Raw genomic sequence first — 18900 nt, 5'->3', positions numbered from 1 at the left:
AAAGGAGAATCCGACCATGGCCGCCCTCTTCCTTACCGCCGCTTTACTGCTTTTTGGCTATATGTGCTGTATGTTTCTTGTCGGTCTCAAGGCCCGTGACAACAGTCTGGTCGATATTGCCTATGGCCCCGCCTTTCTTGTTGCCTGCTGGGGAACATGGTTTCTCAATGAGGGATTGACTGTGCATTTCCGCCCCCTGCTGCTACTGGCACTTCTTACCCTCTGGGGATTGCGTCTTGGCCTGCATATCGGCCTGAGGCATCGCGGCCAAGGGGAAGATTTTCGCTACCGTAAATTTCGTGAGGATTGGGGCGACACCATAATCTGGCGCAGCTTTCTGCAGATCTATATGCTCCAGGGTGCGGTTGTTTTTGTGGTTGCTAGCCCGATACTGCTGAGCATCGGGGCACCGGGGGGTGGTTTGGCATGGAGCGATCTTCTTGGAATACTGCTCTTTTCTCTTGGTTTTTTCTTTGAAGCGATCAGCGACTGGCAACTGACCGTCTTCAAACGAGGCGGCGCCAACAAAGGTAAAATCATCATGCATGGGCTGTGGCGCTATAGCCGCCATCCCAATTATTTTGGCGAGGCAACGCTGTGGTGGGGCATTTTTTTTATCGGCCTGGCTGGGCCATTCGGCCTGTATGGACTGATCAGCCCACTGACCATCGCTTTTCTCCTCCTCAAGGTCTCGGGCATTCCCATGCTTGAGGCAAAATATGAGGGGAATCCGGAATTTGCAGCCTACAAGGCGAGAACCAATGGTTTTTTCCCATGGTTTGAGCGTAAAACCGATAGCAAAGGGAGACGATTATGAAAGCCAATCTGTTATGCGGAAAAGAGACAATTCATCTCGAACTGCCGGATTCCACCCTACTCATTGAGAACAAACCCGCAGAAGCGCTTACCAACCCAGAATCTGCTGTCCTTGATGCTCTGTTCCACCCCATCGGCACTCCTCCGCTCAAAGAAATCGCCAAAGGCCGCAACAACGCCTGCATTGTCATTTCGGATATAACCAGACCTGTCCCCAATAAAATCATCCTTCCCCCGTTACTGAAGACCCTTGAAGAGGCAGGTATGGCCGCTGAGAATATCACCATTCTCATAGCTACGGGTATGCATCGGCCTAACCTTGGCGACGAGCTTCGTTCCATGGTTGGCAAAGAGATCATGGACAACTACAAAATCATCAATCATTACTGCCAGAAAACAGAGGAATTAAGAGAAATTGCCAGAATTGACGACGCACCCATTGAGATAAACAGCCACTACCTCGACGCCGATCTCAAAATTCTTACCGGTTTGATTGAGCCACATTTCTATGCAGGTTTTTCAGGAAGTCGAAAATCGATTCTGCCAGGCATCTCCAGCTTTGAAACAATGAAATTCATGCATTCCTTCAAGGTGATAGATCAACTGCAACAGGCAAACTGCCGGCTGGAAAACAATCTATTTCACCAGTACGCCATGGAGGTGACAGAGAAAGCAGGAGTCGATTTCATTCTTAATGTGGTCATCAACAAAGAACGTCAGCTGGCAGGCGTATTTGGCGGCCATTATGATCTTGCCCATCAGGCGGGATGCCAGCTCGTTGCCGAACACGCGGTGGCAAACCTGGATGAAAAAGTGGATCTGGTTGTCACTTCCGCAGGAGGCTACCCACTTGATGCAACTTTTTACCAGGTTTCAAAATGTCTTATTGCCGCGCGGGATATCCTCAAGGAAAACGGCACGATCCTTGTTACCTGCGGTTGTGAAGAAGGCCTGGGCAGCGAAGAATTCTGCACTATTATGCGATCGAACCCAACCCCTGCTGACTTTAACCGCCATCATAGCGATCCGGACAATTTCGTCATTGACCAGTGGTGTGCGCAAAATATTTATCAGGCTCTGGCTCATGCCGGTAAGATATTTATTTATTCTCCGGGGCTGTCAGAAGAGGATGTTGCTCGATTTCAGGGAATCAAAGTCATGGACTGCCAGGCTACCGTCGATGATTTGCTGAAAAAGCACAAGAACGTTGCGGTAATTCCGGATGGCCCATATGTGGTGGGAAAGATAGTCAATCAATGAAGGATTGCTTCTACTAAAGCTGAAAAAGCGTAACGGAGCTTTGATAATTCACATGAGCAACGCCATTACATCAACAGATCGGCTGAGAGGCGCGCTTCTCGGCATGTTTATCGGCGACGCCCTGGCAATGCCGGTCCACTGGTATTATAACACCGAGGCCCTCGTAAAGGATTATGGCAGGGTTACCGATTACCTGGCCCCCCGTAATCCACATCCCGACTCCATTCTCTGGCGTTCATCCTACTCAGCGCCGCCTGGAACTGCTGACATACTCCACGATCAGGCACAATACTGGGGCAAAAGAGATATCCATTACCACCAGTTCCTTCGGGCGGGGGAAAACACCCTCAATGTTCAGCTGGCAAGAGAACTTCTGCTCCTGCTTGAGGCCGACGGCAACTACTCAGCCACATCCTGGCTCAACAGGCTTATTGCTTTCATGACCACCCCCGGCAGTCATCAGGATACCTATGTTGAAGAGTATCTCAGGCATTTTTTCATCAACTATGGCAAAGGCAAAGAGCCTTCTCAGTGTGGCCGGATGGACGAAAAACATATTGGCGGCTTCAGCCTGATGCTGCCGTTGACCATTGCGCTTTCCAAGAACGCCGCTGCTGCAAGTAAAATTTCCTTGCAGCACCTTGGGTTAACCCATGGTGGCTCTGCCATGAGACAATGGGGTGAGTTGATTTGCATCACCCTTCTCAACCTTCTGCAGGGACAAACACTCCATCATTCCATAGCCGCCGGGGCGAGCCAGTCAGCACTGGACCTCGACGCCCAGACCCTTGAGAACCTGACCGACTACCCGGATTCGATTGTTGTCGGGAGACATTTCTCATCAGCCTGTTATGTTGAGCAATCTGTTCCGGCAACACTCTATCTTGCCCTCAAATATCAAGACGCACCAGAGGACGGAATGATTGCCAACACTATGTGCGGCGGCGACAATGCCGGTCGCGGGGCAGTTTTGGGAGCTCTGCTGGGGGCTCTGAATGGACAGCAAGGGTGGCCCGCGCGGTGGATTGAAGGCTTGGTCCATCCTCCACCTGTTATCCTGCTTGACTCATGACAATACAAGGAGAAAATCCGGTCTCATACTACACAGGAGGTAAGAAAATATGGAGTTTGATGTTGTTATCATCGGTGCGGGAATCGCGGGATTGAGCTGCGCCCTTACGCTCCAGAAAAACAATCTCACTTTTGCCATCGTCGAGTCTGGAGATACACCCGGCGGAAGAATTCAAACAGATGTTAAAGATGGATTCCGTCTTGACCATGGCTTCCAGGTGCTGCAGACCGGGTATCCCGAAGCTCAGAAAATACTGGACTATAAGGATTTGAAACTGCAAAAGTTCCCGGCTGGCGTGGCTGTACGATACAATGGGAATTTCCATATTATTGCCGACCCTCGACATCATCCCCGATATATTCTGTCAACTCTTACATCGCCGATAGGTACCCTGAAAGACCGTCTCTGCATGGTGCGCCTGGCTCGCTCAGTAGGTCAGGATAGCTTTGCCAGAATTTTTACTCGTCCGGAACAGAAAACCATCGATTTTCTGCATGAACAGGGGTTTTCAGAAGGGTTTATAAAAAGATTTTTCGGGCCATTTTTTGCCGGAGCCTGCCTTGACCCGGGCATCCAGGCTTCCAGTCGTGTTCTGCAATATATTTTCCGCATGTTTGCTAAAGGAGATGCCGCACTCCCCTCCCAGGGCATGGGCGATATACCGAGGCAATTAACAGCAAAGCTTCCCCAGGGAGCCGTTCGCCTGAACTGCAAAGCAATACATATCGACGGCACTGTTGTCACTCTCGCTGATGGCAGTAAACTTATCGGCCGAAAGGTCGTTATTGCGACATCGCAACCAGCTCTTGAACATCTTTTGGGGCAGCCATCCTCTCACTCATCCATCGGCGAGAGTTGCTTGTATTTCGCTGGTCAATGGCGACCACCCTTTAAAGATCCTTTTCTCGTTTTAAATGGAGATGGTAAAGGGCCAATCAACAACATAGCCTTCCCGAGCCTGGTAGCACCAAGTTATTCCGTAACAGGTAAAACGCTTATTGCCGTCGTAGTTTTAGGGCAGAAATATCTCGGCAAGGAAGATCTGGAAAACCAGGTGCGCAGCCAGTGCATTGATTGGTTTGGCAATGCAGCCAGAGACTGGGATCATCTTCGCACATACCACATAGAGCATGCTCTGCCACACCAGGAACCTCCTACCCCGGACCCATACCAGCTTCCCGAGCCAGTTGGTGAAAATCTGCGAGTTTGCGGCGAACATCAAAGCCTGCCGGGAATTCAATGGTCTCTGCTCTCAGGCCGCAAAACAGCAGAGGCGATTGTTGAAGAGTTATGCTGAAAGATTTACGGGATGCATTCCACCAAACGCAGAAGAAAGGCGTTTTGGCAATTGCTCAAGAAAAATTAAAATACTTTGCAAGGCACTCACTTTGTAAGGCACTCAACTTGACCCGGGAGAAAGGATGTCCGCTTTAGAAGAGGAAATTCAGAAAAAAATAGCAAACCTGCTCGGCAGTCAACAGCTGGCAGTATTGTCCACCCAGAGAGACGGGCAGCCGTATTCCAGCTTAATGGCCTTTGCCTTCACACCTGAACTGGCTAACATCGTTGTTGCCACCGGCAAATCGACCCGAAAACATCAAAACCTTATGCAAGAATCGAGAGTTTCCCTTCTCATCGATAACCGATCCAATAGCGAGAATGATTTTCACGCCGCCCTTGCGGTCACGGTCATAGGAAAAGCGCAGCTTATTGGGCAGTCAGAACGACCGGGATACGAGAAAATATATCTGCAGAGACATCCCTATCTTGAAAATTTTCTTACCTCTCCGACAACAGCTTTCGTCAAGATAGCGGTCTCCCACTATGTATTGGTCTCCCGTTTTCAAGATGTAATGGAATACAGGCTAGGCGATGAAAGTGATTTATTTTCCTGACACCCTGCAACCAACAGAAGGCGATCTAAGCGCGGTCATTGGCGGAAAAGGCCAGGCTCTCTTCAAGCTCTATAACGCCGGTTTACCGGTACCAAAACCCGCCTGCATCGGAACCAGTGGGTACGAGCTGTTTGTTGAAAAAAACCATCTGCGAGAAAAAATCAACCTTCTCCTGTACCGAAAAGACCTCAAGGAGATGCGTTGGGAAGAGATTTGGGATGTTTCTCTTCGTATCCAGAACCTGTTTCTCCATGGCGTTTATCCAGCAGAACTGCGTCTCGATATATCAGAACTTATACGCCGACAATTTAACAACCAACCGGTAGTCATTCGCTCCTCATCCCCTGGAGAGGATGGCAGTGCTCTTTCATTTGCCGGTCTTCATGAATCGTATGTCAATGTGTCGGGTATTGACCAGGTCCTAAAAAAAATAAAAAAAGTGTGGGCCTCCCTCTGGTCTGACAGAGCCATTCTCTATCGACAGGAACTTGGCCTGGAAGTGGCAAGCAGCACAATAGCAGTCGTCATCCAGAATTTTATTGAAGGTGAAAGTTCCGGGGTCGTTTTCAGCAAGAACCCGCTCGATGTATCGCAACTGATAATTGAGGCAGTCTACGGCCTCAATCAAGGCCTGGTTGATGGAGATGTTGAACCAGATCGGTGGATTCTTGACCGGAACATAGAAAAACCGCCAATACACAGTCCGCCAGCAGATCGTAAATATCAATTTCTTCGCTCCGCAAATGCAGGGGTTCAGCGACAAAAGCTGCGCCCTGACCTGCAGGCAGTCCCTCCTCTAGATGAAGAACAGGTACAAAAAGTGGCATCCCTGGGAATCGAACTTGAAAAATTCTTTGGCATGGCCCAGGATGTTGAATGGACACGAGGCAATGGTCATTTCCATATTCTCCAGTCCCGACCTGTAACCGCCAGCAGGAATGGAGGGGATCAGTCCGATAAGCGCGCCTGGTATTTGAGCCTGAATCGCAGTTACGATAACCTCTTGCAGCTTTGGCAAAATATCTCCAAGCAGCTCCTGCCGAAGATGGATAACGATTCGAGTTTCTTGGCAAGCGTGGTGCTGGAAAGTTTAGCCGACGCCGAACTCGCCGATGAGCTGGACCGTCGGGAAAACATCAATGAACAGTGGACAACTGTCTACTGGAATGATTTCATTCCCTTCGCCCACGGGGTGCGCTTATTTGGGGAAATCTACAACGACATTATTGAACCAGCCGATCCGTTTGAATTCGTGGCACTGCTGACCGGGCAGGAAATGCTCAGCACAGAACGTAATGCACTGTTACATGAATGCGCCAGGATGGTGAGCGTTGACAACTCTCTAAGGTGTGCTCTTCAGACTGACACCCTAGAAGAAATTGACAATCAGGTCTTTATACAAAAACTCACGCAGTTGAAATCCCGCTTTTCTATGGCAGCACTTGGAGGCGGAGAGGAAGTGAGCATCAATGCCCTGATTACCGCCATGATTTTGCAATATACATCTCTTGATAGTGCCCGCCAGGGGCGACAACTGGAAGTAGATGATAATTCCGAACGACTGAAATCTCTGTTTGTTGCCAAAGCGAGAGAAAAACTGCCAGTCGATCCTGAAAAGCTTCTTGAGATGGCGCGAGCAAGCTACCGTATTCGTGACGACGATAACATTCATATCGGCAGAATCGCTCAGGAACTGGAACGCGCCAAGGCCCATGCCCGAAAACGACTTCAAGCTCGAGGCATTTTGGTCACCCCCGAAAGCTCTGTGAGAGATCTCATACAGATGCTTCATGGTCGTATTCGCCCCACGGCAGGTTCACAACCTTCTGTCGCGCAAAACTCTCACCAGCCTGAAAAACGGGTCAAAGTTCGACAACTGCAAGGTCAGGCGGCAAGCAGTGGCATAGCGAGGGGAAAGGCCAGGGTTATCGCTCCTGGAGGAGAGCTTAAATATTTCAGGAAAGGTGAAGTTCTGGTTATCGACTCGATTGATCCAACTATGACATTTCTGGCCCCTTTGGCTGCCGGGATTATCGAGAGACGGGGCGGAATGCTGATACACGGTGCAATTATCGCCAGGGAATATGGAATTCCCTGTATCACCGGAGTAGTGAATGCGACATCGCTTATTGACACTGGCGATTTTTTAACAGTTGACGGCTATCTTGGGATTTGCACAGTGCAAAGAAGGGAGCACCACTGACACCTGCTCAGCCATTTTAGTTGGCGTTGCCTTGATAAAAAAAACAGCCCTTGTTACTCATCGAGCAACAAGGGCTGTGTGAAAATCACTCGATCATTAATGGGGTCTTTCCATGTATCGGGAATTTCTTCACAGGCTGTCAATTTCTGTAGTCAATCGACATGTATCATGATTAGTTTCTGTGTATGCACAACATAACCCTCTGTTACTCTACCCATCGTCCGGAAACACTGGTACTTACAGCCAGGATCATAAAGGAACATGATGTCATTCTTCTTGAAGAGCCTCTTCATCCTGATTTCCACTAGGCACTTGGCGGTGCCGTCAAGCTCGAAGACCATTTGCTCGAACTCGATATAGATTATCCGGCGTTTGCCCTGGGTCAGTACCGACTGCTCCGGTAATGCTTCAAGGCCGGAAAAGAGATAATGCAGGTTGAACCATATTTTGATCATTTACTGTGGATCCAATATTTTTTTGCTGACGGTCATCGCCCGGATGAAATCCCCCCAAACACGCCTGCCCATGCTGTGTATTGTGCCGAACATGAGGCGACAAAATGTCTGATAGAGTACTATACCGAAGTCGGTGACGATGATTTCCCAAAAATACTGGCGGCCATGAATGCCTTTGCCATGGCAGATGCCAGGCGATTCATCCTGCGTGATTCATTGCGGGCAAAGCGCATTATCGAAGTATTGGTTCCAGGAAAAAACACGTATATCGAGGCCGGTTCAATGGATCTTTTATTGAAGCGATTGCTTGGCAAAAGTCTCTCAAAAGAATGGCGCCTTCGAATCCGGGACATTGACAGAGAGGCCCTGAAAATACTCACCCTCCACGGCAGCCTTCTGAGTCCTGGCGATGAACTGACGCTGGACTATATTTTTGGACGCAGGGTCAGCCAACAAAAATGGCAGCTGTGCTGTGCCCAGGCACTGATATATTCCAAGATTATCATAAAAGAAGAGATATCGAGTGGCGATAACAAATTTCCTCACGCCCGCAATGAGTTTGAGTCGATAACTGCGGTGAAAAAGCTTTCCCTTGAAAAATGCAGAATACTTTTCCACCAAATCAGGCTCCGTACCTCGGCTGAAGCTGCTGATATGACGAAAATATATTTGAAAACAACAAGAGAGTGAGCCGAACATGATCCGCTTTACAAACAACAGGATATCAATCTGCAGGAACATGGCGGCACCGGCGGAGAGCGTCTGGGATATCCTGACAGATACCCAACTCTGGTCAATATGGGGGCCTTCTGTTTTTGCTGTCGACTGCCGGGATCGGCATATCCGGCTGAGCAGCAAGGGGCGGGTGCAGACACTGTTTTCTCTCCGGCTGCCCTTCACGATTTGTGAATTCAGGGACCTGGATTTCTGGAGCTGGCGGATCGGCTCGTATAGCGCGACCGGTCACAAACTCATCCGGACATGTGATACGTCGTCGACACTCTGCTTTGATATGCCATGGTGGGCGGCGGCCTACCTCCCTGTCTGCTGGCTGGCGTTGATACGCATCGGAAAAATTGCTTCCCGGCATTGATTGTATTTTAGCAGAGGACATTTTGCCCTAACAGGGGTACTATTTTCTTTGACCAATGGAACAAACAGTCAGGAAGGAGCGTATCATTGCGCAGCGGATTGTGATATATGGCGGTTCAGGCGGGATCGGCTCGACAACCGCCAGGCTTTTACGGGCAAGTGGACACGACCTCCACCTCGTTGGCAGGAACAAGGCAAAGCTTGCTCCACTCGCAGCTGAACTGGATGCCGACTTCACCGTCGGAGATGTCTGCGAAGAAACCCTTTTCTCCAGGGTAACTGAGGAATTCGCCGCTCCCTGGGATGGACTTGTTTATAGCGTTGGAACCATCACCTTCGGCAGTATTCGACGACTTACCAGGGCTGATTTTCTTCAGGATTTTCAAGTAAATGCCCTGGGCGCGGCACTTGCTATACAAGGTGGGTTGTCTGCTTTAAAAAAAAGTGCTGGTTGCCCCTCGGTGGTTCTCTTTTCTAGTGTTGCGGTTCTCCCTCCGTAGGGATGGCAAAGGGTGCTGTGAGCGGCTTGACATTGTCCCTTGCCTCAGAGCTGGCACCCAAAATTCGGATCAATGCCGTTGCCCCCTCTTTAACGAAGACCCCGCTGGCTGAGTCGATTTTGGCCAATGAAAAGGTTGCCTCGGCGCTGACAGAGCTTCACCCCTTAAAGAAACTTGGCACCAGTACAGATATTGCCAATCTTGTCGTTTACCTACTTTCTGATCAGGCAGGTTGGATTACTGGACAAATCATCAGCATCGACGGGGGGGCGCTCGACTCTCCGGCCCGCCGGCTAGAACGGGTGTGGAATTCCATATGACACAAAACCATGCACAAAACTTAAACTCTGGCTAACGCTACAGTATATCGTGACTTTTAACGTGAAGCTGAGGGGCGCGACGTTAATAGCGTCCCTCTCAAGCGCCTTGTTTGCTCGGTTATCTCAGTTTTTTTTGCCACATAAACTCCATTGCTGACGTTATCCTTGTACGTTTCGTAGAGTTTTTATGCTCAACGACTACCTTGCTTGAAGAACGGTATATAGATGCCGAGAAGGTGGTTTTGATAATGGATAATCTCAATACTCACAACGTCGCCTCATTATATTTGGCTTTTCCTCCCAAGGAAGCAAGGAAATTGGTGAATCGCCTGGAGATTCATTACACACCAAAGCATGGGAATTGGCTCAATATAGCAGAAATTGAACTCAGTGTTTTGAAGCGTCAGTGCCTTTCAGTCCGAATCGATTGTATTGAAAAGATGCGGGGAAAGGTGGCGGCATGGAATATTGATCGTAACAACCGACAAACAACAGTAGACTGGCAATTTAAAACAGATGACGCTCGAATCAAACTGAAACGGTTGTATCCAAAATATTAAATTATACAGTGCACTAGGAGCAGGAAAGAGTACGAGAAGAAAATCGTTGCCCGCAAGGAAAAATCCAGGAAGACCGACAAAAAGTCTCGTGGGCGCGGTCCTAAACGGCCACCCTGGGGCCGCATAAGAAAGATCAGGCTAAATTGACTGACGAAGAATCCCGCATCATGCCATCCTCGGACAAGGGATTTGTTCAGGCTTATAATGGTCAGACGTCAGTGGATGGCGAGACCATGCTTATCGTCGAATCGCACATCAGCCAAGCGCCAAACGATGAGCAGGAACTGGTGCCGGCCCTTGCATCTCTTGCTGCCCTGCCCGATAAACTGGGTAAGGTGGATACCATTTTGGCCGATGCCTGTTATTTCAACAGTGACAAGCTGACCGCCTGTAAGAAGTCCGAGATTGAGCCATTCATTCCACTGAATAGTGGTAAAGCACAACCAGCCGCTCGTGGAGAGATTTATTACCCCCCGAACCATGCCGCAAGACGCAGAGCCGAGCGACAAGATGAGATATAAACTGAAGACAGTCGAGGACCGTAAAACTTACGCAGACCGAAAGAGCACGATCGAAACGGTATTCGGCATTATCAAACAAATACTGGGCTTCAGACAATTTTTGTTTCGGGGTCTGAATACGGTCGCCGGAGAATGGACACTTGTGTCCATCACTTGGAATATAAAGCGAACGTTTGTTTTGAAATGCTAAGATTTATCAAAGATAAGTTGACCTGATTTGCGCGATGTAAAGACAAATCTGGCCAAGCAAATGATACATATTATCGACTTTAAATCAAACCAGGATTCTTAACTTTTCGAGTCTTCGTCTGGTTGCCAATGGAAACCGACAGGCTCCTGAAAAAGATGGTTACCAAGCACAAATAAGCCTTACGCAATATTGCGGCTCTATATAACTTGTTCAAACTGGAAGTGAGGTCGGTTAACTTTAAGGTGTTATGCGTGATTAAAGAAAAAAATAAATGCGTCCCCTTTTTTCCGGTTAGCTGTAATTCCAGCGTCGCGCTTTCTGGAGAATTTCAAGAACCAGCGCACGCTTGCCTTGGATATAATCTGTGGGGCGCTGGGACTTTCCTGATAATTTAGTTTTTAGCTCGCCGTATTTATTGGCTTCTTCAGAATGCGCCCTCAGGAAATCACGGAAAAGCAGCAGATCGCACCACTCCGGACAATTAATTTCGACAATATGAACGAAATGGGATCGCGGGTGACCCCGATAGAGGCAGAGACCATTCCTTCGAGCCCGGATATAGCCATATCCAAGACCACGCAAGGCTTCAAGATGTCCTTTTGTCAATTCTGCGAATCTTGTTCCGATCAGGATGTCTATAACGGGTTTGGCTACTAAGCCTGGAACGGCAGTGGAGCCGATGTGCTCCATAGTAGCAAATAGATGATCAAAGGTGGAAAGTGCAGAAAGAATTCTAGCTTTCTCGTCAGCGAACAGGCGAGGCCACTGGATATCGTATTCAACAACGTTAACCATGTTCCTTGAATTGGGCGCCCATGGAACGGGGAGTCGAACCCTCAGGCTATTGAGTTTACGACGCTTCGCTCTTTCCAGTTAGGTATGCCAACACGCGGCTTACGGTTCTGAATCCTGCTTACATCATTCCATCAACAATACGTTACCGTACTTTCCTGCGCACCAAGCGTCTTTGTACCATGAGCAATCATAAGATGACATAAATTGTTGATGCAGTCAAATAAAAAAGGCTGCTGGAAATATAGTCTCGTCCACTGCCGATTCATGGCGAGATCCTGTCTCGCTGTATCTGCGCCGGAGCATCCAAGGCTCTTTTCGAATTGGTTGCCAACAATTCGGCAACCACCCAGATTCGTGCAGGTATCGGCTGGTTTTCCGGGACGACACGGATCCCAATCGGGAATCCACTGAGATTGTTTTGCCGAATTACCATGAAAGGCCCCAGTACTCCATGAACGCGTATCCCCTCCACTTCCGTTTCCTTCGTATCCTTAATCTCAGTGCGGCTCAATGTTGCAACGGTGTCGGTGATACTGATGCTCCTTGCATTCCCTACGAAAATGCCGTGCCGATCGCGCCTATACGACGGCGGAATCAGGCAGTGCACGGTGTTACGGGAGAGGACGACCTGTTTCACGGATTCCGGACCTGCAACCTCCGGATTGGATAGTCCGATATGAATTCCCTGTATCGCATCCTCTACAATATTCTCAAGGATTTGAGCAATTCCAACCCGTGTTCCTGCGACTACAATCCCCTGGCCGCACGCGCGCAAGGATTGGCGGATCACTTCAAGCGTGTTCCGCCCGGCTTTCGAAAGTGAATTTATCTTGAGTCCAGCCGCGAGTCCTCTGGAAAATCGTCTAAGCGCTTCTTCCTCACCTCCGGGGGCGGTTGCCACGTTCTTTGGCGCAATTTTAGCAAAATCACGCAGTAGAGGTTCAGCCAAGGATGTTGCGACGACGTTGATCCGTAAATTCGATTTTATTAATTTGATCTCCTTTGTAGCGGACGATGCCGCCGTGCTGAAACCTGCCATAATCACTGACTCCAAGATGCCGACGAAAACCTCGGGCAGCGAAAAAAACGGATATTTCTGCACTTCTGCCATTGATATATGGTTTTCTCGAATTACGGCGTGGTCGGCGTTTACAAGCAAAATCCCGGTCTGCCAAGCACCGACGAGAAGCCGGTTGCGCTCGATCAGGATGCGATCCTTTGTTTCGTTTTCTTTGCAGCGAATTGTCACGCAACTCTGCCTGCGACCAGAAGCATCTGGACAAGAGAAATCGCAATCGCTCACCTGAACATTCGTACAATCTATGAAGGTTATGGCTCCGTTTAAGTGCTTTTCATTAATCTGAATATTGGATTTAGAAGGTCGAGATTCGATATGAAGATCTCGAACGATGGTGGATTCGCAACCATCAAAAAGGAAGGCGGTCTCGTGTCCGGACACAATAATTCGAGAACCGGGTCCCGCACCGACCATCTTGACGGAGTTGAGTTTTTTAAATTTCAGAGTCTGATTCAAATTAAAGTCACCCACCTGAAAGCAGATGCTTACATCCTGTCCTTCCTGGAAATAACCCAACAGCCTCTCCCAACCAGGGACAGGAGCCACAACAATCGAACATCCTCCCCTCCACCACCGGGACGTCAACGAGACGAAAGGCGCACGGCAGTCTCGCACCTCAGGTTCCAGGCGTTTTCCATTCTGGAATTTCCATCGTATCAATGCCAGCGGTGCGCGATAACGACGGATACCATGCGGTGCGCGGCCGTTAATGCTACCGATTTCCCAAGGCACGACGACATCCGGGGCCGCGGGGCGCGCGGCTATGATCCAATAGTCACCTGTGCGCAACGGGCTGCCGCTAAAACTGACAGTTAAACCGGTGTTACCCAAATTGCCGGTGGCTATGGGTATTGCAGCGGGCGAAGTGAGGTCATCACCGCGGTCCCAAACGCGCAGGAAAAAAAAGTCCTGTTCAGAAGTGCCGTCGTAGAAGTCACTTTTGTCGCTGCGAGTTTTCCATTGGGTACCGAAATTAGCAGGCAGTGGCGTACCTATTTCAAAGGTTTTGTCGTCCGGGTTATAGCTGACTGTGACTTTGGTCAAGTGTCCGGCGATGTCTGCAATTCGTTCGCCATTGGACAGTACCGCAGACCAGGGCAAAATTTCGATGACTTGGTTTTGCAGCGGCCAATGCACCGCATCTTTAGGTTCGGTCAATAACTTCACTTTGACAAGTTGGCCGTTTTTTGCACTGGCTTGTACACGATACAAAGGTGAAACGTTGTTATAGCCCCAGGTGTAGGTAGTGGGGCTAATCATTTGTACACGTATTGCTTGGTTTTCCACACCAAGATAACCACCCGCAATAGGTGGCGAGCATAGATCGGGCATGCTCTTGGGTGCGCTGAAGCCGACGATGAGCTTGGCCGTGGTGGCGAGTTCCATGTCCGGGGCCAAGGTGCCTAGCGAGGAGAAACTGGTGCTGGTCAATGCACTATTCCAAGCCGCCGTGCATTCGTCGCTACTGGCGTCGGTCAAAATGTGCACGCGATGCATGGTGCGTTGGCGCACTGAGGTATCGGCACCGGACAAGGCCACTTCAAACAGTTCTTCGTCTTCGATGGCCGTAACCGGTTGTTGCCAGGCTTCTATCCAAACCAGGTCAACGCGTGTCCGGCCCGCGGCCGGAGCTGTGGGCCAGTCCGCCGCCGGGTCGAAATTGACCCAATTTTTCTGCAAATGAAAGGCTTGGTCTTTGGTGAGTTCGAGATGGAGCCCGCCGAGATAAAGGTTGCCAGCGCTCAAGGTGAAGCTTGGTTTCCCTGAGACGACGGTTACATTTTTCGTCAAAAAGCCGGCATCGGGTGCGCCATAGGCCCCAATTGTATGCAAGCGTGTACGACGCTGATCCTCGGCATTCAACAGAGCGGCTTCGTTGAAGTCGTCGTCGGTGAGCACACGGCCTTGTTGCATGCGCACGCCTGCATAATGCTTACGGAAGTCGGTGGCCTGGCGAGATAAGTCGATGGTAGACATAATGTCCTCCGGGACGATTAATAGTGTTCAAAAAAATGGGGCAGTCGACCAAATGGCAAGTATTCGTCGACCTTAGTCTGTAAGCTGGTGCGTTTTATCGGATTGATCTCGGCGCTGAATACACCGATTTCGCCCCCGTTTTCCGCGCCCAGACGGATTCCCACCGGAGCAACCTCCAGCAGTTGGGCATAGCGGGCTTCGCCGAATAGGTGCGACTGGAATAGTCGCGGCAAGTCGTCGATTTCGTGCGATTTATAGGGATGCGGCACAAGCGACAGCGGGGCCCGTGCGCTGAAGCGAAAACAGCCGCTCTGGGTATCGGTGACGTCGACCTTACCGGCGATTAAAGTGTCGCTGGCGTCGAGTCGCTCGACATCAACGGCTAGGGTTGTCAGTATATCGGCAATGACGGTGCAACGACGCAACGTCAATGTGGTGCGCGGTATTTGGAGAGCGGTGCTGCCCGGTACGCTATTATGGATTATGGAATCGCTTATTTGACAATTTTCGACACTGGCACTCGCGCCTTGCAAACTGATACCCGCGAGTATGCTGCGTTCGATAACCAAATTTTCCACAAATCCTTGGACCACCAGAGTGCATGGCGTTAGTGCACCCCCGGCTGCATCGACGCCACCGGGGTCTAAGGTGCAATAGCGCAAATTCACCTGTTCGAAGTTGCCGGTCAAGACCAATCGATGGCTGGTGCGGCTACCCAGCCATAGCCCATCGAGTGTCAAGTGGCGGCTTGTGCCGCTTGCGCTCAAGATCCAGTCGCTGGCCAATATGAGGTAAGGGCGTTGTGCTTCTCCAGCGCACACGGTTGTGGCAACCACTGCGAGCTGGTCGGGCGGGTCGTTGTAAGTGCAGCTGTCGACGATTTCGAGGATGCCGTTGGCGGGAATGCCCGGCACCATTGAACCGTTTTGCCACGTGATGGTTGGGGCTACGTTCAACGAGGTACGCGCGTAGGCACCGGGGCCGATCGGTGCGGATTGGCCCGCGTGGTAGCGCACCCGTGCCGTGCCGCTGGGCCGGCCCGAGAGATTCATGGTAAAACGGCCACGTTCGGGATCGATGTAGGCGTTGATGCCGCTGAGTGTCGGTGGGCTCCAACTGGCAAGATTGGCGGAGCGAACTTGGTCGCGCGGCAACGTCGAGGCGCCGGCAAAGCCCACGGCTAGGGCAGGCTCGGTGTACGCGGCTTGGCCGCTGTCATCAGCTAATAACGCAGCGCTACCGCAATCGGAGACCAGGGCTCGGTTCAGTAGCCCGGCCAACACGCCCGCCGACGTGAGCACCGCGCCTCGCGGCAAGCCGTTGAGAACGCGGTGTAGGCTTGCCGCGTTGAAAAAGCGTTCTGTCCCGAGTTTGCGCAAGTCAGCGGCCGCGGACTTGCGCTGTGCCAGCGAGGGGATCGGCGCACCGTTCAATATCCAGGCAATGACACCGTCATTGATCGCATATACGGCTTCACCAAGCAGTCGGCAGGTGATGGGGCGCGGCAAGGCCCATTCAGCGGCGGTACTCCAGGCACTCCAATCGCGCTCCAAATCATTGGCGCTGAACAGGGCTATGTCACGACCGCTTGGATCGAAGGTGAAACTGTCGTGACCATTCGCCAAGCTGGCAAAACGGTGCGGCTGCACGCCGCTAAATTCCACTGCCTGCCATGGATACAGATGGAAGCTGAGTTTGGCGATGCCACGCCAACCCAATCGGCCTTGTGGACGACGCACGTCGGGCGTGTAGTGAAACTCGTCAAAGGGATCCCCGACAAGGCCGGCACCACGCACGTGGCGCAGATCGGCCCAGCCACCTTCCGGGGTTTGCGTTAAGCTACCGGTCTGAGCTATGCCGTCCAATCCGTGCCGGCAGCGGCCCAGGCGACGAAATTCTTCGACGACTTTGCCGTCCCAACCTGTCATGTCGGCAATCAATTGTTCGACTACCGCCACCGTGCCTTTGCGCCGCCGATAGTAGATTGTTTTAGCGATGTCGACACGCCGCGCACGCGTGTTAAGCGCTGAGACTAAACGCGTGGCGACCAATTCGGCCAGATAAGGTAACGCCCAATCGTCAGCAAGTTCGACGTACATGTCGTCCCAGAGACGGTCTTGGCTGCGCTTGAGTAAGGCTGCTTGTGAGCCTATCGCTTGCAACAAGGAACGCAAGCTGTTGCCACCCTCGAGTCCGTCGAGCTCGCGATAGATCGCCGGCAGCCAGTCCCATAATTTATCACTGTAATATTCTTGGTAGGTATCACGTGCGTTGGACATGCTATGCTCCTATGACTTAGGCCGCCGCCTGCCCATTGATCCAAACGCCGCCGAGGCTGAAATCAAAATGGCAGCCAAGATTGGGTGCAATGCCGGTTTGAGTAAAGGTCTGGTTATTGAATAGCAACGACTGCACGGTTTGGATGCCGTCGACACTCATAATGCCGGCGACGATGGTACTCTGGAACACTGCTTCGCCCGGGCCTAAGTTTTCGGTGCGCAACAAACCGCCGGAGCCTGGCAAAGTGACTTTTGCAAATAGCACGTCTTGCACTTCGCCGACGACTTGATCGGGATCGTAGCGGTTATCTATGGCAGCATTGATACTGAGTTTCGCGTATTGCGGGGTTGATCTCTCCAGGGTGATCGGTGCATCGGGCTCGCACAAGGAGCGCAATTTGGCCATCAAATCCGGTTGCAGTTGGGCGTCTCCGATATAGGTAATGACGGCGGCCGGACGCAGTCCGGCGGCGTCCCAGCGCCAGGAGCTACTTGCTGCTTTGACTCCCGAGACTTGACGTGCCGCGGCCACGAGATCTGCGAGAGAAATAGCCCGGCCGAGCAATAAGGCCGAACGCGGACCATACACCTCAAGTTCCTGTGCGCTCTCCGCATCGCTACCGCCAAACGCCGGCAGTATTTGGCGAACACTGCGCAATCCCGCCAAAGGTTTGGCTATTTGCTGTATAGATCCGGCGGGCGGTACCGCGCTACCGGCACCAAAACGGTAATTCGCAATGACACGCGCGCCGCTCGGCACACGGGCTCCGCCGCCAAAAGTTATCGTGCTTTGACCTTCGTCATCATGGCGGACCGTGTAGACCGTCGCATCAGATGCGACGCCATAAAAGGTTTCGACTTCGCTCCATTGCACGCCATCAACATGAATCCGCAGGGTAGTAACGCGCCCGGCGGCATTGCTCGCGCTCAGATAGGTCAACGGTTTCTTTTTCAAATGAAAATATTGCCAAGCCTGGCTGGCATCACCCAGACCCAAGACTTCACCCTGTACGGTTTGACCGCGTGTAACATGTAGCACATTCCCGAATAATTGCACCGGCACTGTTAATTGTTGTTCCCAGGGCGTGGTGGTGTCGAGAGTCACAGTGCGTTTCAATGCGTCCAAGGTGCCGGTATTGGACACGCCTTCTTCGTGCACGTCTTGCAACAAAAAATTTTCAGGCGTTACGCGCGGTGCATCAATCAAGGCGGGAAGACTGATAGTGTCGGTTTGAAGCAACGTATCCTTGGGCGGAGCGACGATCTTGGCCGCTGTTGTCAGCGCATAGTGTACGGTCAATTGATTGGTGTTTGGACTGCTCCAGGGCAAGGCGCTATCAAGTGTCAGCCTTGACACCGTGACATAGATAGCCGGGCTGGTCAGTGTGCTGACCTGATGTGCGGAATCTTCAATGGAGCTGGTCTGCGGATAGAGCAACTGACGCTTTTCTTCGCTAACGCTCGACACGCGGCACGCCGCTGTCTCATTGCCGTATTCGAACAGCACGACATCGTTGGCACGAATCGCCACACGTGTGTCGATCAATACGGTGTTGCCCGACACAACCGCGGTTTCGCCGCTCGCAGTTCCCAACTTCCATGCGCCTGCACGGGCACCGCCGCCCAGTACGCGGGTATTGACGTAGGTCTGCCCCGATGGTGGGGTGACGGTCGTCGACAGGCCGACTAGGCGCGCTGCCGGCAGCGCTCGCAACCGATACTTTTTAAAACTGATAATGCGCACCGGTGTCAACGCACTGGCGAAGTCGAATACAACCCAATCTCCCGTTTGAACCCTTATGCTCGACGGCTCTGCGAGAAATTCACTGAACGAGGCGGGCCATTGGGTCGCGACTATGCGATCGATCGTAAAAAGGTTTAAACGCG

Annotated in this window: 17 protein-coding genes and 1 pseudogene; 13 read left to right on the top strand and 5 right to left on the bottom strand. The window is 51.3% G+C overall.

Translation table 11 applies throughout. The annotated features are described in order from the left end of the window. The first annotated feature begins 16 nt into the window (after positions 1 to 16). The 6 genes from ACYQ8U_RS11330 to ACYQ8U_RS11305 all read left to right on the top strand — a co-directional run bounded on the left by ACYQ8U_RS11330 (position 17) and on the right by ACYQ8U_RS11305 (position 7246). Positions 17 to 817: a DUF1295 domain-containing protein gene (locus ACYQ8U_RS11330; RefSeq protein ID WP_459945655.1), complete on the top strand. Its 801-nt coding sequence runs from the start codon at positions 17 to 19 to the stop codon at positions 815 to 817. Then, positions 814 to 2076 carry a nickel-dependent lactate racemase family protein gene (locus ACYQ8U_RS11325; RefSeq protein WP_459945654.1) on the top strand — a complete coding sequence of 421 codons (1263 nt, stop codon included), beginning with the start codon at positions 814 to 816 and terminating at the stop codon, positions 2074 to 2076. The genes ACYQ8U_RS11330 and ACYQ8U_RS11325 overlap by 4 nt, the downstream gene beginning before the upstream one ends. 52 nt (positions 2077 to 2128) lie before the next feature. Next, a complete protein-coding gene (locus tag ACYQ8U_RS11320) occupies positions 2129 to 3148 on the top strand; it encodes an ADP-ribosylglycohydrolase family protein (protein ID WP_459945653.1) in 1020 nt (339 codons plus the stop codon). Between the two features lie 49 nt (positions 3149 to 3197). Further along, positions 3198 to 4445 (top strand): NAD(P)/FAD-dependent oxidoreductase, encoded by a 1248-nt coding sequence (locus ACYQ8U_RS11315; RefSeq protein ID WP_459945652.1) that lies wholly within the window; start codon positions 3198 to 3200, stop codon positions 4443 to 4445. Positions 4446 to 4569: 124 nt separating this feature from the next. Next, positions 4570 to 5043: a pyridoxamine 5'-phosphate oxidase family protein gene (locus ACYQ8U_RS11310; RefSeq protein WP_459945651.1), complete on the top strand. Its 474-nt coding sequence runs from the start codon at positions 4570 to 4572 to the stop codon at positions 5041 to 5043. Continuing rightward, a complete protein-coding gene (locus ACYQ8U_RS11305; protein ID WP_459945650.1) occupies positions 5027 to 7246 on the top strand; it encodes a PEP/pyruvate-binding domain-containing protein in 2220 nt (739 codons plus the stop codon). The genes ACYQ8U_RS11310 and ACYQ8U_RS11305 overlap by 17 nt, the downstream gene beginning before the upstream one ends. Positions 7247 to 7398: 152 nt before the next feature. Here ACYQ8U_RS11305 and ACYQ8U_RS11300 read toward each other — a convergent pair whose 3' ends face one another. After that, complete coding sequence (locus ACYQ8U_RS11300) at positions 7399 to 7701, bottom strand: hypothetical protein (protein WP_459945649.1); 303 nt, start codon at positions 7699 to 7701, stop codon at positions 7399 to 7401. On the opposite strand from ACYQ8U_RS11300, the gene ACYQ8U_RS11295 reads away from it, so the two are divergent. The 7 genes and pseudogenes from ACYQ8U_RS11295 to ACYQ8U_RS11265 all read left to right on the top strand — a co-directional run bounded on the left by ACYQ8U_RS11295 (position 7675) and on the right by ACYQ8U_RS11265 (position 10884). Then, positions 7675 to 8391, top strand: coding sequence for a hypothetical protein (locus ACYQ8U_RS11295; RefSeq protein WP_459945648.1), 717 nt, complete (start codon positions 7675 to 7677; stop codon positions 8389 to 8391). The two genes, ACYQ8U_RS11300 and ACYQ8U_RS11295, sit on opposite strands and share 27 nt — an antisense overlap. Positions 8392 to 8398: 7 nt before the next feature. Further along, positions 8399 to 8794, top strand: coding sequence for an SRPBCC family protein (locus ACYQ8U_RS11290; protein ID WP_459945647.1), 396 nt, complete (start codon positions 8399 to 8401; stop codon positions 8792 to 8794). Positions 8795 to 8849: 55 nt separating this feature from the next. Then, complete coding sequence (locus tag ACYQ8U_RS11285; protein ID WP_459945646.1) at positions 8850 to 9293, top strand: SDR family NAD(P)-dependent oxidoreductase; 444 nt, start codon at positions 8850 to 8852, stop codon at positions 9291 to 9293. 17 nt (positions 9294 to 9310) lie between these two features. Next, positions 9311 to 9613 (top strand): SDR family oxidoreductase, encoded by a 303-nt coding sequence (locus ACYQ8U_RS11280; RefSeq protein ID WP_459945645.1) that lies wholly within the window; start codon positions 9311 to 9313, stop codon positions 9611 to 9613. Between the two features lie 206 nt (positions 9614 to 9819). Further along, positions 9820 to 10173, top strand: a pseudogene (locus ACYQ8U_RS11275) (transposase); the annotation flags it as partial. A gap of 143 nt (positions 10174 to 10316) precedes the next feature. Then, positions 10317 to 10694 carry a transposase gene (locus ACYQ8U_RS11270; protein ID WP_459945644.1) on the top strand — a complete coding sequence of 126 codons (378 nt, stop codon included), beginning with the start codon at positions 10317 to 10319 and terminating at the stop codon, positions 10692 to 10694. Next, complete coding sequence (locus tag ACYQ8U_RS11265) at positions 10654 to 10884, top strand: transposase (protein ID WP_459945643.1); 231 nt, start codon at positions 10654 to 10656, stop codon at positions 10882 to 10884. Before ACYQ8U_RS11270 ends, ACYQ8U_RS11265 begins: the two co-directional genes overlap by 41 nt. A gap of 291 nt (positions 10885 to 11175) precedes the next feature. Here the strand turns inward: ACYQ8U_RS11265 and ACYQ8U_RS11260 are convergent, their stop codons facing one another. The 4 genes from ACYQ8U_RS11260 to ACYQ8U_RS23565 form a co-directional block, all read right to left on the bottom strand. Next, positions 11176 to 11679 (bottom strand): GrpB family protein, encoded by a 504-nt coding sequence (locus tag ACYQ8U_RS11260; RefSeq protein WP_459945642.1) that lies wholly within the window; start codon positions 11677 to 11679, stop codon positions 11176 to 11178. 262 nt (positions 11680 to 11941) lie between these two features. After that, the gene (locus ACYQ8U_RS11255; protein WP_459945641.1) at positions 11942 to 14734 is read right to left on the bottom strand and encodes a DUF6519 domain-containing protein; all 2793 of its coding nucleotides are present in this window, start codon (positions 14732 to 14734) and stop codon (positions 11942 to 11944) included. Positions 14735 to 14751: 17 nt separating this feature from the next. Further along, positions 14752 to 17013 (bottom strand): hypothetical protein, encoded by a 2262-nt coding sequence (locus tag ACYQ8U_RS11250; RefSeq protein ID WP_459945640.1) that lies wholly within the window; start codon positions 17011 to 17013, stop codon positions 14752 to 14754. A 16-nt stretch (positions 17014 to 17029) separates the two neighbouring features. Beyond that, positions 17030 to 17602 (bottom strand): hypothetical protein, encoded by a 573-nt coding sequence (locus ACYQ8U_RS23565; RefSeq protein WP_488193404.1) that lies wholly within the window; start codon positions 17600 to 17602, stop codon positions 17030 to 17032. Positions 17603 to 18900 lie beyond the last annotated feature (1298 nt).

It is taken from the genome of Desulfocastanea catecholica, from assembly GCF_054657295.1.
The sequence above is the reverse complement of the archived record's forward strand: the minus strand, read 5'-3'. Positions and strand labels throughout refer to the sequence as shown.

What these genes read in the sequence shown, in the direction of transcription:
- ACYQ8U_RS11315 (WP_459945652.1), top strand. Translation starts at nt 3,198, where the DNA reads ATGGAGTTTGATGTTGTTATCATCGGTGCGGGAATCGCGGGATTGAGC.
- ACYQ8U_RS11300 (WP_459945649.1), bottom strand. Translation starts at nt 7,701, where the DNA reads ATGATCAAAATATGGTTCAACCTGCATTATCTCTTTTCCGGCCTTGAA.
- ACYQ8U_RS11285 (WP_459945646.1), top strand. Translation starts at nt 8,850, where the DNA reads ATGGAACAAACAGTCAGGAAGGAGCGTATCATTGCGCAGCGGATTGTG.
- ACYQ8U_RS11290 (WP_459945647.1), top strand. Translation starts at nt 8,399, where the DNA reads ATGATCCGCTTTACAAACAACAGGATATCAATCTGCAGGAACATGGCG.
- ACYQ8U_RS11320 (WP_459945653.1), top strand. Translation starts at nt 2,129, where the DNA reads ATGAGCAACGCCATTACATCAACAGATCGGCTGAGAGGCGCGCTTCTC.
- ACYQ8U_RS11250 (WP_459945640.1), bottom strand. Translation starts at nt 17,013, where the DNA reads ATGTCCAACGCACGTGATACCTACCAAGAATATTACAGTGATAAATTA.
- ACYQ8U_RS11265 (WP_459945643.1), top strand. Translation starts at nt 10,654, where the DNA reads ATGCCGCAAGACGCAGAGCCGAGCGACAAGATGAGATATAAACTGAAG.
- ACYQ8U_RS11310 (WP_459945651.1), top strand. Translation starts at nt 4,570, where the DNA reads ATGTCCGCTTTAGAAGAGGAAATTCAGAAAAAAATAGCAAACCTGCTC.
- ACYQ8U_RS11325 (WP_459945654.1), top strand. Translation starts at nt 814, where the DNA reads ATGAAAGCCAATCTGTTATGCGGAAAAGAGACAATTCATCTCGAACTG.
- ACYQ8U_RS11295 (WP_459945648.1), top strand. Translation starts at nt 7,675, where the DNA reads ATGCAGGTTGAACCATATTTTGATCATTTACTGTGGATCCAATATTTT.
- ACYQ8U_RS11260 (WP_459945642.1), bottom strand. Translation starts at nt 11,679, where the DNA reads ATGGTTAACGTTGTTGAATACGATATCCAGTGGCCTCGCCTGTTCGCT.
- ACYQ8U_RS11255 (WP_459945641.1), bottom strand. Translation starts at nt 14,734, where the DNA reads ATGTCTACCATCGACTTATCTCGCCAGGCCACCGACTTCCGTAAGCAT.
- ACYQ8U_RS11330 (WP_459945655.1), top strand. Translation starts at nt 17, where the DNA reads ATGGCCGCCCTCTTCCTTACCGCCGCTTTACTGCTTTTTGGCTATATG.